Source organism: Halobacillus litoralis, assembly GCF_009856415.1.
Lineage (GTDB): Bacteria > Bacillota > Bacilli > Bacillales > Halobacillaceae > Halobacillus > Halobacillus litoralis_C.
The window spans coordinates 275,883-292,939 of record NZ_WMEZ01000001.1 but is presented as its reverse complement, the minus strand read 5'-3'; the positions used below and the strand labels follow the sequence as shown (position 1 = coordinate 292,939).

At 46.8% G+C, this 17,057-nt stretch carries 20 protein-coding genes; 8 read left to right on the top strand and 12 right to left on the bottom strand.

The window, feature by feature from the left end; all coding sequences use genetic code 11:
- Positions 1 to 153: 153 nt before the first annotated feature.
- A complete protein-coding gene (locus GLV98_RS01575; RefSeq protein ID WP_160911419.1) occupies positions 154 to 456 on the bottom strand; it encodes a hypothetical protein in 303 nt (100 codons plus the stop codon).
- Between the two features lie 372 nt (positions 457 to 828).
- On the opposite strand from GLV98_RS01575, the gene GLV98_RS01570 reads away from it, so the two are divergent.
- The 4 genes from GLV98_RS01570 (at position 829) to GLV98_RS01555 (ending at position 4,659) form a co-directional block, all read left to right on the top strand.
- The gene (locus GLV98_RS01570) at positions 829 to 1,329 is read left to right on the top strand and encodes a peroxiredoxin family protein (protein ID WP_160911417.1); all 501 of its coding nucleotides are present in this window, start codon (positions 829 to 831) and stop codon (positions 1,327 to 1,329) included.
- Positions 1,330 to 1,444: 115 nt separating this feature from the next.
- On the top strand, positions 1,445 to 3,286 hold the full coding sequence (gene shc / locus GLV98_RS01565; protein ID WP_160911415.1) for a squalene--hopene cyclase: 1,842 nt from the start codon (positions 1,445 to 1,447) through the stop codon (positions 3,284 to 3,286).
- A 242-nt stretch (positions 3,287 to 3,528) separates the two neighbouring features.
- A complete protein-coding gene (locus GLV98_RS01560) occupies positions 3,529 to 3,756 on the top strand; it encodes a YuzF family protein (RefSeq protein ID WP_089652090.1) in 228 nt (75 codons plus the stop codon).
- 12 nt (positions 3,757 to 3,768) lie between these two features.
- Positions 3,769 to 4,659, top strand: coding sequence for a manganese catalase family protein (locus GLV98_RS01555; protein ID WP_160911412.1), 891 nt, complete (start codon positions 3,769 to 3,771; stop codon positions 4,657 to 4,659).
- A 31-nt stretch (positions 4,660 to 4,690) separates the two neighbouring features.
- Here GLV98_RS01555 and GLV98_RS01550 read toward each other — a convergent pair whose 3' ends face one another.
- From GLV98_RS01550 to GLV98_RS01530, 5 genes are all read right to left on the bottom strand, one after another.
- Entirely contained in the window at positions 4,691 to 5,167 is a 477-nt protein-coding gene (locus GLV98_RS01550) for a DMT family transporter (RefSeq protein WP_160911410.1), read from the bottom strand.
- Between the two features lie 11 nt (positions 5,168 to 5,178).
- Positions 5,179 to 5,874, bottom strand: coding sequence for a Crp/Fnr family transcriptional regulator (locus tag GLV98_RS01545; protein ID WP_160911408.1), 696 nt, complete (start codon positions 5,872 to 5,874; stop codon positions 5,179 to 5,181).
- Positions 5,875 to 5,890: 16 nt separating this feature from the next.
- On the bottom strand, positions 5,891 to 6,316 hold the full coding sequence (locus tag GLV98_RS01540) for a DMT family transporter (RefSeq protein ID WP_160911406.1): 426 nt from the start codon (positions 6,314 to 6,316) through the stop codon (positions 5,891 to 5,893).
- 681 nt (positions 6,317 to 6,997) lie between these two features.
- A complete protein-coding gene (locus GLV98_RS01535) occupies positions 6,998 to 8,512 on the bottom strand; it encodes a potassium/proton antiporter (RefSeq protein ID WP_160911403.1) in 1,515 nt (504 codons plus the stop codon).
- Positions 8,513 to 8,684: 172 nt separating this feature from the next.
- Entirely contained in the window at positions 8,685 to 9,575 is an 891-nt protein-coding gene (locus GLV98_RS01530; RefSeq protein WP_160911401.1) for an NAD(P)/FAD-dependent oxidoreductase, read from the bottom strand.
- A gap of 111 nt (positions 9,576 to 9,686) precedes the next feature.
- Between GLV98_RS01530 and GLV98_RS01525 the strand changes: the two genes are divergently transcribed.
- The 3 genes from GLV98_RS01525 (at position 9,687) to GLV98_RS01515 (ending at position 12,728) form a co-directional block, all read left to right on the top strand.
- Positions 9,687 to 11,243 carry an ABC-F family ATP-binding cassette domain-containing protein gene (locus GLV98_RS01525; protein WP_160911399.1) on the top strand — a complete coding sequence of 519 codons (1,557 nt, stop codon included), beginning with the start codon at positions 9,687 to 9,689 and terminating at the stop codon, positions 11,241 to 11,243.
- 146 nt (positions 11,244 to 11,389) lie between these two features.
- Positions 11,390 to 12,028 (top strand): YczE/YyaS/YitT family protein, encoded by a 639-nt coding sequence (locus tag GLV98_RS01520; protein WP_160911397.1) that lies wholly within the window; start codon positions 11,390 to 11,392, stop codon positions 12,026 to 12,028.
- A gap of 109 nt (positions 12,029 to 12,137) precedes the next feature.
- Positions 12,138 to 12,728 (top strand): NAD(P)H-dependent oxidoreductase, encoded by a 591-nt coding sequence (locus tag GLV98_RS01515; RefSeq protein WP_160911395.1) that lies wholly within the window; start codon positions 12,138 to 12,140, stop codon positions 12,726 to 12,728.
- Between the two features lie 54 nt (positions 12,729 to 12,782).
- Here GLV98_RS01515 and GLV98_RS01510 read toward each other — a convergent pair whose 3' ends face one another.
- Together GLV98_RS01510 and GLV98_RS01505 are read right to left on the bottom strand one after the other, a co-directional pair.
- Entirely contained in the window at positions 12,783 to 13,190 is a 408-nt protein-coding gene (locus GLV98_RS01510; RefSeq protein ID WP_160911392.1) for an NUDIX hydrolase, read from the bottom strand.
- The gene (locus GLV98_RS01505) at positions 13,141 to 13,935 is read right to left on the bottom strand and encodes a metallophosphoesterase family protein (RefSeq protein WP_160911390.1); all 795 of its coding nucleotides are present in this window, start codon (positions 13,933 to 13,935) and stop codon (positions 13,141 to 13,143) included. Before GLV98_RS01505 ends, GLV98_RS01510 begins: the two co-directional genes overlap by 50 nt.
- A gap of 110 nt (positions 13,936 to 14,045) precedes the next feature.
- On the opposite strand from GLV98_RS01505, the gene GLV98_RS01500 reads away from it, so the two are divergent.
- Positions 14,046 to 14,237, top strand: coding sequence for a hypothetical protein (locus GLV98_RS01500; RefSeq protein WP_237417014.1), 192 nt, complete (start codon positions 14,046 to 14,048; stop codon positions 14,235 to 14,237).
- Between the two features lie 207 nt (positions 14,238 to 14,444).
- On the opposite strand, the gene GLV98_RS01495 is transcribed toward GLV98_RS01500, so the two are convergent.
- The 4 genes from GLV98_RS01495 to GLV98_RS01480 are packed head-to-tail and all read right to left on the bottom strand — an operon-like array spanning position 14,445 to position 17,038.
- The gene (locus GLV98_RS01495; RefSeq protein WP_237417013.1) at positions 14,445 to 15,014 is read right to left on the bottom strand and encodes an alpha/beta fold hydrolase; all 570 of its coding nucleotides are present in this window, start codon (positions 15,012 to 15,014) and stop codon (positions 14,445 to 14,447) included.
- 10 nt (positions 15,015 to 15,024) lie between these two features.
- The gene (locus tag GLV98_RS01490; protein ID WP_160911386.1) at positions 15,025 to 15,378 is read right to left on the bottom strand and encodes a VOC family protein; all 354 of its coding nucleotides are present in this window, start codon (positions 15,376 to 15,378) and stop codon (positions 15,025 to 15,027) included.
- Between the two features lie 20 nt (positions 15,379 to 15,398).
- Positions 15,399 to 16,196, bottom strand: a complete 798-nt coding sequence (locus GLV98_RS01485; protein ID WP_160911383.1) for an SDR family oxidoreductase — start codon at positions 16,194 to 16,196, stop codon at positions 15,399 to 15,401.
- 8 nt (positions 16,197 to 16,204) lie between these two features.
- Complete coding sequence (locus GLV98_RS01480) at positions 16,205 to 17,038, bottom strand: alpha/beta fold hydrolase (RefSeq protein ID WP_160911381.1); 834 nt, start codon at positions 17,036 to 17,038, stop codon at positions 16,205 to 16,207.
- Between the last annotated feature and the right edge of the window lie 19 nt (positions 17,039 to 17,057).

Genomic DNA, 17,057 nt, shown 5'->3' with positions numbered 1-17,057 from the left:
GTACACAAAACGCCCCCCCCTCGTTCAATTTGAAGCTTCTCTTCCATAAAGACGAAGAGTTCTTCCATCGTTTCTTCGTCATCCTCCCATGCCGATCGCTCCAAGTCTATGATGACATTGGGAACAAGGTTCAAGTCATGGAAATCAGGCAGCTCATCTTCCCGCTGGTACTTCGCAGGGAACCTGAGAATCCCTCGTTTCATAGATTAGAAACCTGACCCCAGTTTTCTTATGCGTTACTTTTGCAGCGTAATCGAATTCGTGATTCCCCATATTGTCATAGAGCACGTCGTAGACTTCGGCCTGTCCACCAAAATGCTTTTGGATATAATCTTCTCCCATTTCTTTTGCTTTCGTTTCCATACTCGCATTTGGGGTCATTTCATAAATGAAAAGTAAGATGATCGCTATAACGATGGTTCCGATACTTCCAAGAATCCAAAGGATTGCTTTCACCGTATCACCACCCTTTTTTTCAATTATACCAAAATATGGGTGTCTTTTTCTCTTATTGATGTAAACAGTGGAGCACCTTCCTCCTATTCATAGAATGAGAGGCTGCCCGATTTTTCCAATTCCAGGGAATAACATGTTCTGCCGGACACTAGTAAAATTGTGAAGATTAAAGACCATTCCCATCCCTTAATGAATTCCATACGATACGCGAGAATCCTTTAAGTAGATAACGATTCACCGCTCTTCCATGTCCTTGCTATGTGCGTCAAATGAACGAAACCATAGCATGGAATGTCGAAAAAATAATTACTTTTGACTAGAAAAGGGTATGGGGATGTATGAGCGATAAAAAAGAAAAGGGAGTGTCATTCTATGAGTTTTAAATTAAATCAACATGCCCCGGACTTCAAACTGTCTTCCGTACAGGGAGAAGAGTTCCATTTTTCCGAGGACTTAAAAGGGAATAACCATTGGTACTTATTCGTGTACTTCCGTGGATCGTGGTGCCCGGTGTGCATGAGTGAGCTGGACGAGTTTCAGAACACGTTGAGTTATTTTGAGGAACACGACATCAAATTCGCTGCGATTACCCATGAAAGCAAAGACAGTTTGGAAAAAATGGTGAGCGAACACGACTTCACCTTCCCGATATTGATGGATGAGAACCTTGAATTCCTCTCCCACTACCAGGTTCATTATCATGACGAGCACGCTCCTTACGAGGACCACGGAACCCACGGAGAACCTGCTTACTTTTTAACTGACGAGCAGGGACGTGTATTATACCAACAAAGACAGACGAGTCCGTTCGGCCGTCCGCACCCGGATGAAATCAGAAAGATCATCAAGTATATCCGAGAGAATATGAAATAAGGAAGAGCGAGCTTCTATCTTGGAAGCTCGTTTTTTTATGCCTAAAGAGCTCCTTCTGAATCAAGCATCCGATTCATATAAAAGAGTAGGATGGAATCAAAGAGGGTGAATCATTGTGAAAGAACAGATCCATGAAGCGATTGCTCAACTGGCTGCTGAGATTCATGCACATCAGACAGTCGACGGGAGCTTTCATTTTTGTTTTGAAAACAGTCTGATGACCGATGCCAATATGATACTTCTGCTCCAAACGTTCACGAAAGAAAAAGACCTGATCCAACAGTTGTGCGCGCGTCTCTCTTCCCTTCAAACCGAAGAGGGGTACTGGAAACTCTATGCTGATGATGCGGGCAACCTTTCCGCAACGATCGAAGCGGTTTTCGCTCTTCTTTATGCTGGATACTATTCCAATGAGGACCTCCCGGTTAAAAAAGCCAAAGCATTCATCCGGAGGCACGGAGGGCTGAACCGCGCTCATTCTTTGACCAAAATGACCTTGGCCATCCACGGAGAGTATCCATGGCCGAATCTATTCCATTTGCCTGTTCACATCATTTTACTTCCTCCATCTTCACCTATTTCCTTTTATGATTTCAGTAGTTACGCTCGTGTGCACATGGCACCGATCCTGCTCTTATCCGATCAACCTTTTGTGATGAAAAACAAGCAAATCCCCGATATGAGTGACTGCTTCATTCGAGAGGATCAAGAGCTGATTTCTAAGGAAAGCCGGTCGTTACTGACAAGTGTCCAGGATGCGGTCAAATCCCTGGCTGGACTTCCTCACAAACTCTATCTGCTCTCAAGGCAGCGTCTGCTTACCTACATGCTGCAGCGCATCGAGTCGGATGGGACATTATACAGCTATTTCACTTCCACTTTTTATATGATTTATGCTCTTGTGAGCTGTGGCTATCAAAAACACGATCCCATCATCAAAAAAGCCATTCAGGGGCTGATTCAGCATGCCTGTTCCACGGACCGTGGCCTCCATATCCAAAACTCACCTTCTGATATATGGGATACAGCATTGTTGAGCCATGCCCTTCAAGCGCCTCCCACATCCGATGTCCCTTTACATGAAGCTGAACAATTTCTTTTAAAACACCAACAGACCAAATTCGGCGACTGGATGGTAGCGACCAGCCATACAGAACCCGGGGGATGGGGATTTTCTAAAAGCAACACCATTCACCCGGATGTCGATGACACAACAGCAGCTTTGCGGGCCCTACGTAAAGATTCCTCTCTCCAGAGCCATTACACGAGAGGCTTGAAGTGGGTGCTCGCTATGCAGAATGAAGATGGTGGCTGGCCTGCCTTCGAAAAAGGGAAAACCAACCCTCTCATGACGTTTGTTCCCATGGACGGAGCCGAGTATGCAAGCCTCGATCCTTCAACAGCAGATTTGACAGGACGGACACTCGAATTTCTCGGTACAGACGCTCGTTTCCCACTGACGGATCCACGCGTTCAAAGAGCTTTGAACTGGCTGCGATCACATCAGGAAAACGATGGATCCTGGTATGGACGGTGGGGGATCACCTATATTTACGGAACCTGGGCCGCCCTCACCGGGATGCGGGCCGTAGGAGTAAGCAAGGATGACCGTTCCATCAAAAAAGGCATCCACTTTCTTGAAAGCATTCAGAATGAAGACGGCGGATGGGGAGAATCGTGTAAAAGTGATCAAGAGAAGAGCTACATTCCTTTAGGGGACAGCACCCTTTCGCAAACCTCCTGGGCTCTGGCGGCCTTGATGGCTGTGCACGAAAGGCGGACACCGAGCATTGAAAGAGGGATATCTTGTTTGCTACGAAAACTGGAGGCGAAGGATTGGACGTATGAATACCCGACAGGAGCAGGCCTTCCAGGGCACCTTTACATTTACTATCACAGCTACAACTACATTTGGCCGCTCCTCGTATTGAAAAAATACTTATCGCTCAGCTCTTAGTTACTGGAAGGAGAGTCATTTAGGAAAGTTGCCAATATAAATGCGAAAGTCGCCAATAAAACTCCGAAACCTGCTAATATAATCCGAGAAACTGCCAATAAAAGCCGGAAGTCGCTAATATACTAAAAGTCACAGTGTCTAGCGTACCAACTTTCACCTCTTTTTCCCGTGAATGATGCCTAAAAAGGAGGTTTGTACATATACATCATTAAGTGAGACTACCTGTGAAGGGAGCAGAATGAATGAATTCTCAAAACGTATCCATGAATTCCGCTATTGATCCATATGTGTACCAGACGCTTATGTCCATCCAAGGCACCCCTGTCGTCGTCCAGACGACGCAAGGGTCTGTACGCGGCGGACTGAAAACGGTTATGCCGGATCATATCGTGGTAGAAGTGAGCGGGACCCCATTTTTCGTACGGACCCAGCAGATTGTCTGGGTGTTTCCTGATCAACGATATAAGTAAAAGGAGGATGTCATGTTTAAGCGACTCGACCGGATGCAGATTGCTTTGACCATTCCTGAACACGGCGACGCGAATGCCGCTGCTGCTGTTCAAGAGCTATTAGGTGGAAAGTTTGGCGAAATGTCTACGTTGAATAACTACATGTTCCAGTCCTTCGCTTTTCGCCAAAAGAAAAAACACCGACCCTTTTATGATTTAGTGGCAAGTATCACAGCAGAAGAGTTCGGTCATGTCGAACTCGTAAACAATTCCATCAACCTGCTCACTCGTGGAGTGACTTTTACCGGGGATCCCGATATCGCCCCCCTACAGAATGGGTTGAATAAAAGGAACTCGTATCAATTCATTGCGACAGCCCAAACGGCACTCCCCGGCGATTCGATGGGACGAGCCTGGACGGGGGACAACGTTTTTTCCAGTGGCAACCTGGTGCTTGACCTTTTACACAACTTCTTTCTCGAACTTGGTGCCCGAACACATAAGATGAGGGTCTATGAAATGACCGATCACCCGACGGCACGTGAAATGATCGGCTACTTACTTGTCCGAGGGGGTACGCATGCCCTTGCTTATGCGAAAGCTTTGGAGATCGCCACAGGTGTCGATGTGAAAAAAATGCTTCCTGTTCCGGACCTCGACAACTCTAAGTTCGATTATGCCCGCCCCTACCTCGACCAGGGACTGGATAACATTCTGTACACATGGAGCGACTATGACTACCAGGAGATCAAGAAAATATGGAAAGGGACAAACCCAGAGAACGGCCAGCCGCTTCAGGTCATCCAAGGGACGCCGAAAGGAGCTCCGATTCCCGATCTCGATGACCTTCCGGAAGAATTCGCCCCTGGGATTGACCGGGATGATTATGAACGGATTGCCAAGAAACTGATGGAAAATATGTAACAAAAAAAAGAGCGTGATCCTCCGAATGAGGTCACGCTCTCAGTTGTTCCACTTCCTCTTGTTCTTCTTCCACCGGCGGTTTTTCCAATTTATAAACAAGCACCCCGCCAATCAACAAAGCGATCCCCGCAAGCTTCGTCACAGAAAGAGGAGAAGCATCGAAGCCGAACCATCCTCCCGTATTGATGACAAAAGCGATGACGATTTGTGATATGAGGGCGATGGAAATCGCATAGGCAGGACCGATCAGTGTTACTCCACGCATGAGGCAGAACACGATTCCTACCCCGAAAACGCCACTGAACAAAAAGATCTTGTTCACATCTCCGAAGTCAAACAAGCTCCTTTGTTCCATAGCATAGAAAACCGGCAGAGAACAGACTAGCCCTAAACCGAGCACAAGTGATGTCGTCGCCCAAGCTCCTGTTTTTTCACTGACACGTGCATTGAACACATTTTGCATACTGATCAAAATGCCTGCCACGACTGAAAATAATACGCCAAGCATAGAATCCCTCCTTATTCATAGATGTTTCCGTTCGCAAGGTCCCGGAGTTTAGCCAAATCTTTAATCTTAATCGATCCATTCGCTCGTTCGATAACCTCATCGGATACCATTTTCTTAAGCACCCTGTTCAAATGGCGGTAACTCGTCCCTACCCATTCCGCGAGCTCTGTAAGATTCGCCGTCCGCATCTCCTGATGAAAAAGTGTCCCCTCCCCATCTGAGGAGATGGATAAGAAATAACTGGCCAGCCGTACTTCGACAGGATAAAGCATATGCAGGCTTGAGGCCTGGGATTCGGAATAAAACTTGTGCGCCACCGTCTCCAGTAAAAAACGAATGAACGGCGGATGGTTCCTTTCGAGATCCCGCAAGTCCTCAAAGGATGCCGCAAGCATCACCCCATCAGAAACCGCCTCAACAGAATTGATGACCGAATTTCCTTTTACATATTCCACATCTCCGATCACACCAAGCGGCCGTTTAAAACGGTTAATGAGAGACTTCCCTTCGGGTGTCAGGGTGAAGATTTTGATCTTCCCTTCAACAAGTAAAAACATGTCAGCTAACGTTTCACCAGGTGCGAAAAGAACGTCACCCTTCGTGAAGGTGTACCCTTTGATTTTTGGTACGAATTCTTCGGGAAAGATCTGCTCAAGCTGATATTTCTCAATGTAAGGATGTGGATTGATTTTTTTGTTTTCTTTCATAACAATGATCTCCTTTTTACAACTGGAAAAGGATGACACCCACAAGCATCATAGCGATTCCGATGCCCTGCCTTTTCGTGACTGGAACCTTGTTCTCCCCGAACCAGCCTTTCGATTCGATGACAAAAGCCGTGCCGATTTGTGCGACGAGTAAAATAGCGATGGCACTCGCCGGTCCGATCATTTTAATTGCCGTCAATTCTGCAAATACGACGACAACTCCGAACGTCCCACCGATCAAATAAAGGGATGGCACTCTTTTAAAGCTTTTCCCTTTTCCGTCTCTGACATAAAAATATACGAGAATGGATATCGTGAAGGCGACCAGATGGACCATTGATGTGGTATGCCAGCCGCCTATGGAATCACTCATCCTCGCATTGAAGATGCCCTGCATCGTGATGCACAAGCCTCCGAGTAGTGAAAATAAAGCACCTTTCATCGTTCATCCTCCTGTTCTGAAATCCATTTAAAAGGATGACGGCGATTTCGGAAAGGACATATGTCCTAAACCCTTAAATTTATCACATATTCATCAATATGGCAGGGGGGTGTATGACTTGATTTCGAGACCTTTGTTGAGTGGATGGGGCTACGGGAAAAGGTTCGCTTTCCATGGGGCGGGCGCTGAGCCTCCTCAGGCTGCGCCTTGCGGGGTCTCAGCTGTCCCGCACACCCCATAGGAGTCTCACCGTTTCCCTCCGCCCCTTTACCATATTCAGTGACTCGAAAACACTTATCGGCTAAGTAGCTATCCAACTTGGTGGGAATGTAAGACTAAACTCTCCTAGGTTCATGAATACTGAAAGCTTGATACAGAGTGCTTTATACTTCCAACTCTCGGACAGTTGAAAACAACCCAACGTGGTGAAGGGGTTCGTTTCTCACATACATCGAACGGGGTGGTGGGGAAGCTGCGAGACTCCCGTGGGAGAAGGAGACAGGCGAGATCCCGCAGGACGCAGTCCGAGGAAGCTCGGCCCTCCCCCACAGGAAAGCGAGTGGCTTCCCCACCACCCCTCACGCCCGACACAGCAACGAATCCCCGGGAACCATCTCAAAACTGAGCCTTCCACAAAAGAGAGCTTTAGCAGAAGATGTATATCCATAAGAAAAAGACGCTTTAGGAGGAAGCGTCTTTTTCTTTCATGAGCTGTTCACTTTTTTGTACGCGCTGTTCCAGCGTTTTCTTGAGCTGTTGCTTGTACTTTTCTTCCACGAGAATGTACAGGAAGTCTCCGGCTTTGATTTCTGTCTCACCGTAAGGGGTGATGACTTCATTGTTGCGGATGATGGCGCTGATGTTGGCGCGGTTGGGGAAGCTGACTTCGTGGAGCTTTTTACCGACGACGGCTGATTCGGCATTGGTTTGGTATTGAATCATTTCCGCCTTGGCTTTCCCCATGGATATCAATTCAATGCTATGGTGCGGGATGTCTTTTTTCGGTCCGACCAAGTTCATTTTCTTCGCGACCAGCGAGATCGTGGATCCTTGGACGAGTGCTGAGGTCAGCACGACGAAGAAGACAAGATTGAATAAGGCCTGACTGTTTTGCAGTCCTTCCACAATCGGAAAGGTTGCGAGCACGATCGGTACAGCCCCACGCAGGCCGGCCCAGGATATGAACAGCTTTTCTTTTGTTGAATAGTTCATCTTGATCATCGATAAGAAAACAGCAATCGGTCTTGCGATCAAAATAAGCACGATCGACAGCAATATGCCGTTGACCATAATGGATGCGGTAAACAATTCACTAGGGAATACATAAAGACCTAGAATCACGAACATAAGAATCTGTGCCATCCAGGCAAATCCTTCATTAAACTGGAAGATCGAATAGCGATACGTCAGTTCACTATTTCCGATGACCAGTGCCGCTACATACACACCTAAAAATCCACTTCCTCCACTAAATGCGGTTATGCTGTAGGTGGCTAAAGCAAAGGCTACGGAAAAGATCGGATAAAGGGCGCTCGAGTCCAATTTGATACGATTGATGGACAAGGAGGCTAATTTTCCTAACGCCAGCCCGATGATCAGACCAAGTCCCATCTGCAAGAAAAACGTCGGGATGAGCATCCAGAACGACGCTTGCTCTGCAGTGATCAATTCAATGAGAGACAATGTCAAAAAGACGGCCATCGGGTCGTTCGTTCCAGACTCCGCCTCGAGGGTCGCCCCCATTTTCGCTTTGATGTTCCTTTCTTTCAATGCCGCAAAAACGGCAGCTGCGTCGGTTGATCCAACGATGGCACCGAATAAGAACGATTCCAACCAACTCAATTCGAACAATAAATAGGCAGCAAGTCCAACGATCAAAGAGGTGATCAATACTCCAAAAGTTGCGAGTGATAAGGAAGGTACAGCAACGGAGCGCACTGTCCCCCATTTCGTATGTAGACCACCTTCGAACAAAATGATGACGAGGGCAAATACGCCGATGACCTGGGCTGTGCCGGCATCACTGAAATAAACGATTCCGAGCCCTTCACTGCCAAAAGCCATGCCGACCATGATGAACAAAATCAATGCAGGGATGCCCCAACGGCTGGAAAACTTCGCTACAAGTACACCGCTGAATAACAATAATGCCGTCAATAATAAAAATGAATCCGTCCCAAAAGCGTCAAAAAACATGTAGGTTTCGATTCTCCTTATGCACTCAATTTGATTTGAATGAATTGGGTTTCTGTCTTAGAAAACAGTAGGTGGAGCGTGGATGGATTGTTTAAAAGTAGAATGTTCAAGATAGGAAATGTAAATGGTATATCCATCATTATCCTATATCCATGAGTTGAAATCAAAGAAATCACCTTGTATCTTTCAACCATTTGTGTATCCAGACAGCCGCCTGTGCCCCGTCCCCCAGGGCTGTTGTCACAAATTGAGAATGATCCACCACATCCCCCGCTGCCCATACGCCTTCAATATTGGTCATTTTCGTTCTCGGATGCACAACGAGGTGACCTTTGTCGGTGGCTTCAGCTCCAAGCTTGACCGCTAGATCCGATTGAACCCGATTCCCACTGAACGCAAGAAAAGCTTTCCCTACTTCCCAGCGATGACCGTCAACTGTTTGGATAGCCTCAAGTTGTCCGCGGTTATGTTCAAATTTTTCGACTTGCACCTGCTGAACAAGAATCCTGTGTTCCCGCAGCTTCCCTTGTACATCAAGGGATAGGGGTTCACCGTCCTGATTGAAAAAAATGATATCCTCGCTCCAGTCTTTCAACGTCAGCGCCATCTTGGCTCCCGATTCTCCACTTCCCACGACAGCGGTCTTTTCACCGATGATTTCATATCCATCACAGTCCGGGCAAACATAAATAGATAAACCAAGACATTCTTTGATGGATGGAATAGATGGGAGCTTTTCTTCAATCCCTGTAGCAAGCAAGATCGTCCGGGTCCGAATGGATTTCCCCTTTCCTGTTTCAACGATGAAGTGGGAATGGATATCCGTGACGTTGCCTTCCATCGTTTCCACCCCAAAGGATTGTGCTTGTTTTATCCCGTCATGACGGAGCTTTTGACCACTGACTCCCTCAGGAAACCCGAGAATGTTGTTATACCTGTGACAGAGACTGGACCGCCCCCCGCCACTATCGATCATTAATACGCGGTGCCGGTACCTTCCGAGCATGATTCCTGCCTGCAAACCGGCGATCCCTCCACCGATGATGACGCAATCATAAGACAAGGCCACCCACTCCTTTCCTCAACTCTTCCTACTTTTCCCCTATCGTTTCCCCTCATTCCCCTTTATAATATAGAAGGACGAATCTAACGATAGAAAAAGGTGTTAACGACAATGAGCTTACTCACAGTAAAAAACTTGAGCCACGGCTTCGGGGATCGGGCGATCTTTGATGACGTGTCTTTTCGTTTGTTAAAAGGAGAACACATCGGCTTGATCGGAGCGAATGGTGAAGGCAAGTCGACGTTTATGAATATCATTACAGGAAAACTCGAGCCGGATGCCGGGAAAATCACCTGGTCGAAGCGGATTCGTATCGGGTACCTTGATCAGCATGCGGATTTAAAACAGGGCATGACCATCCGCGATGTGTTGCGTACAGCTTTCCAATACTTGTTCGATATGGAACAGGAGATGAACGACCTTTTTGCCAAAATGGGCGAAGTCGATCAGGATGAGCTTCAGGATCTATTGGAAGAGACCGGAGTCCTTCAGGATATGCTGACGAATAACGACTTCTATACGATTGATGCCAAAGTGGAAGAAGTCGCGAACGGACTCGGTCTGAATGAAATCGGGCTTGACCGTGATGTGCATGACCTGAGTGGCGGACAGCGAACGAAAGTCCTGCTTGCGAAACTGTTACTGGAAAAGCCAGAAATTCTACTTCTCGATGAGCCGACCAACTACCTCGATGTCGAACACATCGAATGGCTGAGAACGTATCTGCAGGAATATGAGAATGCCTTCATCCTCATTTCCCACGACATCCCGTTCCTGAACAGTGTCGTCAACTTGATCTATCATATGGAAAACCAGGAGCTGAGCCGTTACCCTGGCGACTATGATGAATTTCTCCGCGTTTATGATATGAAGAAACAGCAGCTGGAAGCCGCTTATAAGAAGCAACAGAAAGAAATCGCCAATTTGAAGGATTTTGTGGCTCGAAACAAAGCGAATGCGGCGACAAGTAAGATGGCGATGAGCCGTCAGAAAAAACTTGATAAGATGGACGTCATCGAACTTGATGCCGAAAAGCCGAAACCACAATTCAACTTTAAACAGGCTCGTACACCAGGGAAATATTTGTTTGAAACGAAAGATCTTGTCATCGGATATGATGAGCCGCTATCCAGGCCTCTCAACCTATCGATGGAACGCGGTCAGAAAATCGCCTTGTCCGGGGCGAACGGCATCGGTAAAACGACCTTGCTGAAGAGTATCCTCGGTGAAATTCAGCCGGTCACTGGATCCGTTGAGCTTGGAGAGCATTTGCACATCGGTTACTTTGAACAAGAGTTGAAGGAAGTCGGAGACAACACGTGTATCGAGGAAGTATGGGAAGAGTTCCGTCACTTCACTCAATACGAAGTACGCGCGGCGCTTGCGAAGTGTGGACTGACTCGTAAACATATCGAGAGTAAAGTACAAGTATTGAGCGGTGGGGAAAAGGCGAAGGTCCGCCTCTGTAAATTGATCAACAAAGAAACGAACCTGCTCGTACTCGATGAGCCGACGAACCACTTGGATGTAGATGCCAAGGCTGAGTTGAAGCGTGCGTTGAAAGAATACAAAGGAAGCGTCCTGCTCATTTCACACGAACCTGAATTTTATGAAGATGTCGTCACAGATGTATGGAACTGCGAAGACTGGACGACGAAAGTCTTTTAAAAGTCGAAATTCCTCCATGCCGGGACTCGGTTTTCTTTCCAAATTTTTTTGATTGACCTATAAAATAATCGCTAATAAAATGTGGTCACGATTTAGAGAAACCCTCTACTCGTGACCACTTTTTTTATGGAAAGGAGGCATATGTCATGCTTTATCGTGCCACGGTTTACCTTGTCGGCATGTTCATCAATTTCTTCGGTGTCGCCCTTCTCATCAACGCGACGCTCGGAGCTGGATTTTGGACTTCGTTTTTCATCGGAGTCTCGGATCACTTCGGTTATACCGTCGGTTTTTGGTACGGAGCTTTTCAATTGATCATCATCTTCATCAATGCCAAATTGATGAACGCACTCCCTGAATCGAGGGCGGTTGTGCCTGTGTTTCTGGAAAGTTTGATTTTGGACTTCTGGTTGGAAGTTGTTTTTGCTCCAGTAAACTTATCCACCGCCCCATTTGCTTTACAAGTCGTGACGCTGCTTGCGGGAGTCGGATTCATCGGATTGGGAGTGGCGATCTATATCCTGCCACAATTCCCGAGAGCCCCCGTTGATCAGCTGTTCCTTGCGGTAAGTTCAAGGTTCCAATTGAGTCTCCAAACGGGTCAAACCTTGGTTGCGGTCGTCATGACTAGCCTTGCCTTAGCCATTGGTGGACCGGTCGGACTCGGAACCCTTGCTCCGATGCTCTTTCTTGGACCAGTGATTCAATACTTCTACACGAGGGCATATCCGATCTATTATCGTTTACATCCTGGTGGAGAAGCCGCTTATCAGGAAGCTGTGTAAAGCATAAATCATGAATTCTCTCCCTCCCCTGTGGTATATTATTTTGGAAATCAAAGAAGGAGGGAAAAAAAGATGAGTGACAAAGAAACGAAAAAGCAGGAAATTTTAAATGCGGCTAAAAGATGATTTCAGATTCATCCTTGAAGTCGGCCGTTTATCCCCTAGCTCGTTCGGTTTCGAACCGTGGCGGTTTGTCGTCGTTCAGAATCCTGAACTGAGACAAAAGATCAAGGACACGGCCTGGGGCGCGTATGGGAAACTTCCGGATGCGAGTCACTTCGTCATTTTCCTCGCAAGGACGAGGAAGGATACCCAGTATGATTCCGAATACTTGCAAGATCACTTCAAGAACGTGAAACAGCTGCCCGAAGATTTTATGGAAAAATATTTGGGCCGGATCGAAGAGTTCCAGAAAGAAGATTTTGAACTTCTTGAAGGCGACCGCCCCCTCTATGACTGGGCTGGAAAACAAACGTACATTGCTCTATCCAATATGATGACAGCCGCAGCTGAAATCGGCATCGACTCTTGCCCGATTGAAGGCTTCAACATGGAGAAGATGAACAATCTTCTAGAAGAAGAAGGTCTCCTCGAGGACGGGAGCTTCGGTATTTCGGTCATGTGCGCCTTTGGATACCGCGCCCAAGAACAGCCTGAGAAATCACGCCGGTCTTTCGAAGATGTTGTGAAATGGGTCTAATATATAAAAAAGGAACTTCCAGCGGGGAAGTTCCTTTTACTTTTTGCTCGGAAATCAGAAATCTACCAAAAATGGTTGTCGGCTTTCATCTAAACAAAGCTCGATTCTTTCCCGGAAGTTCCCCCATGTCACCATGTCCCGGGCTTTTTCCAAGGGAAAGAAACCAACTTCCAATGCTTCTTCTGTCGTCCTCAACGTTCCCCCTACCACTTTTCCTAAGAATAACGTGTTGCAGATGGAGCGATCAACATTTTGGAATACGCCGCAAAATCTTGTGACCTCAATGTCCAACCCGCATTCTTCTTTGGTTTCTCTGACGGCGGCCTCTTTCAAGGATTCGCCTTCCTCCACTTGGCCTCCAGGCATCTCCCAGCCACGCTTCGGTCCTTTGATTAGGAGCACTTCCTTTTCTTCATTCGTTATTATGGTCGCTGCTGATACAATGTGTTTCGGTGGTGTCATGATGGGCCCTCCTGTTTTTTTGAAAAAGCTTCAGAATCACTTCCTTACGTGGGAAGTCGATCCGATTCAAGTGTTCTAAATATGTATCCATTGGATAAGGTACTCGACGTTTAACAAATCGAACTTTTCTACCGTCAATTTCAATGATTCCATAACGGGCATAGGGCTCGTTGTAACACCCCAGGGATCCTGGATTAAAAAACACTCTGTCGTTCATGGAAAAATGATGGACGTCGTGGTCATGGCCAAAGCATACGACCGTCTCTGCTTCTAATTCATCTAACTGCGAAAAGTTTTCCCCATTCGGTGGTACTAGTTGATCGAATGGATCCTCACTAATGGGCAGCAGACTCGATTTCGTGTCCATCGGATAGTGTGCAAACTGAAAAGTACGCGCTTCAATCTTTGTATTGATCTGCCGTGGAAGACTTTCCAGCCAATTCGCATACCTCTTGTACAAGCGATCAGCGATCCACTGGTGATGCTCCTTCACATCGATCCTACTCTCAGGATAAGGCTCACCATTCATCAGAGCAAGCACAGCTTCATCATGATTTCCTCTCACAATTTCTGTATCCTTTAAAGAATAAAAGTATTCGCACACTTGATTGGAAAAAGGACCGATTCCGATGAGATCTCCCATACAAAAGAGATGATCCACACGTTGTTCCTTGATATCACGAAGTGCAGCTTTGAGGGCATACGTGTTTCCGTGCACATCCGTCAATACAGCAAACCGCTTCATCCTTTTCCCCTCCTTCTTTATTAAAAAGTTAGGTTACACTTGCGTCCAAGCCTCCCTTTCCTATTTTCATAGAATAGAGTATCCCTCTATGATGGAAGGAGGTGATGGATATGTTTCGTACAGGAGACCGCATTGAAGTGTTCTCTGCCGGAAGATCTATCGGCACAGGTGTTTTCATCCAGTTCAGCTCAGACAATGAAGACCTCAACCTCCATAACGATTTTCTCTTATGGGTTGAAGACAAAGACCAATCCGCTCATATGACAGATATGAGTTCCATTAACATCCGTAAGATCACTTGATCAGTATTGTAAACCGAACCGATACCGTTCGGTTTTTCCTTTATTTTATGCTTGATTCCCCTTCAGGATTCCCTGTTAGTGAGGAACACATCCAAGGTCTGATTGTACAAATCCGGCTGTTCTGCATGGACCAAATGGGAAGCAAAGGGAAGAACCGCTACATGAACGGAGTCTGATTGTTCTTTGTAAATCCTCACGCCCTTGAGTTCATGTTCCTGACCCTCCCCGATCAAAAAAAAGGACGGTCATATCCAGGTCCTGTATGGAACGCGTCGCTTCAAAAGGGTACCATCCTTCGTCCTGTCCCATATGAATAAACCTCTGCCAGCCTTCTTCGTGGAGAGAATCGAAGTAGGCACACGTCTCTTCGTCCTTTAAGAGATTCATGCGGAACTTGGACTCTTTCTCATTCAAAGTTTCCCAATTTTCCGGTTTGAGAGGGGTCACTCCTGAAATCGTTAACGTCCGCACAAGTTCAGGGTGGCTTTTTGCCAAAATTATCGCTACTAAGGCTCCAAATGAACACCCTGCCACATGAGCACTCGATAATTCCATGGACCTGAGCGTATCGGCCAAATCATCAGCCGCCTGGTTGTAATAGTCATTCAAGTCATCGGCCGAAGATTTCCCATGCCCTCTTAAATCAGGCGAAACCACCTGATATTTCGAGGAGAAATACTCCTGCTGCTCTTCAAAATCCGTCCTCCCCGTCTGTAAGCCGGTGTGCAGGAAGACGAGAGGTTCTCCTTCTCCTACCACCTCTGTATGTAAAATCATCGTTTTCCTCCTAGCATTGACAAATCATCAACAGATTCCCATCAGGATCCTTGAAATTGAAAAAATGGCCGAATTGAATCTCAGAGACCACATCGATCCCTTTTTCTTTCATGTACGTGTAAGCAGCCTCGATATCTTCTGTATTAAAATGAAAGGCTGGCGCGCCAAACACCGCTTCTTCAGAATAAATCTTGCTATCCAGCACGACCCCGGCATGCTTCATAGGCAAAACGTACAGGTGACCGCCGGGAAACTCTTCTTCCGCTGGCACATCAAGCAAATCGCAATACCAGTCGCGGGCTTTCTCGATGTCTTTGACTGGGACAAAAATGGCTCCGACTTCGTTTTGAATTGGGCTTTTCAATTCATTTTCCTCCTTTTTTATTATCGACCTAAAAATCCACCGTCTGAATGGATGACCTGCCCCGTCACCCATGAAGCATCCGGGCTCACAAGGAACCGAATCAGCTTGGCTGCATCGTCCGCCGTTCCCAACCGTCCTTTAGGGAATAAAGGCAAAAGCCCTTCCTTCGTTCCTGGATCCATCCAACCCGTGTCTGTTGGTCCGGGATCGACGGCATTCACATTGATTCCGATGGGCGCAAGTCCTGTGGCTAATGGCGGGGTGAACGCCTTCAAAGCCCCTTTTGTAGCTATATAAGCCAGATTATCCGGGTCCGGACCTCCGGATACTAAAAAGATGATGCTTCCTCCCTCTTCCGAGTGGAACTTTTTCTCATATAATTTGGCGAAGGCCTGCGTCAGCAGGATCGGACCTTTATTATTGACTTCATAATGGTCATCCAGCAATTCTGAAGTCAAATTCTTATAGTTCGAGTTCACGCTGAATGTTGCGTTATGGATAAGAATGGATGGCACTCCGATTTCTTTTACCACATTCTCTAATAACTTCTGCGGCAGATCTTTATCTCTCAAATCCGCTTCCATATGAGCGACACGAACACCTCGCTCATCCAGCTTTTTCGCGAGTGTGTCCGGCCAATGCTCTTCTATTCCTTCTCCATCTTTTTCATCATAAGGACAGTAATGAGTAAAAAAGATATCTGCCCCTGCTTCAGCGAGCCTCTCACACGTGCTTGTTCCGATCCCATGCTCGCGACTTACGCCCGTGACAATGGCCACTTTCCCTGTTAATGGCTGACTTTGAGTTTCGTTTTTCATGAAATTTTTCAACTCCATTGATTTCTGATGTATTGAACGATCCGTTCGGGACGATCCCAGTGCATCATATGAGAGGTCCCCGGAACCTCCACGACCCTGGCCCCTGTTTCTTTTTCAAAAATAGAGGCGGTCTTATTCCTTTGCTTCTCCATGTGCTCTGGTTGAGTGGCTCGTAATAACAGCAAATTTGATGGCAGGCGGTGATAAAGGTCTGCGGTTTCATCTTTGTGCATGGCTCTTACGATCGAAGCCGCGGTCCGCCCTCTGGCGTGCCAATAAAATTTACCGTTCTCTTTCAAAGCAAGGTCCACTCCAGCGAGCCTCAATGAATCGGAACGGCGTGCTCCAGGAGCGAAGACAGCGACATCAATGAAGGTTTCCCAGCTTTCCAGCGCTTCTTCAAAGTCCTTTTCATAAAAGGCCACTTCCTCTTCGACGGTTTGATTTCCGAGACGCTTCGTCTGATATCCACCGTCCAAAAGGATGCTGCCTAACACAGGGTTTGGAAAAGCATCTACATAAAATAAGGCGACGAAACTTCCCCATGAATGGGAGAGGAAATAGAATTTTTCAAGGTCCAACTCCTGGTGTACTTCCTTCAACCAGCTAGCCATTGCTTTCATTTCATACTCTTCCACTTCATCAAAAGGTTCCGTCTGGCCATGTCCAGGGGCATCTATAGAGATGATGCGATATTCGTTTTGCAAGATCTCCGCGATTTCGATAAAGCTGAGACTCGTCGATCCTAGTCCATGCAAACAAAAAATGACGGGGTGACTCTGTTCTCCCCATTCGGTCACACGGACTTTTTTATTTCGAATCTTTATAAAATATCGTTCCATACAGCCCTCCTAAATCTTG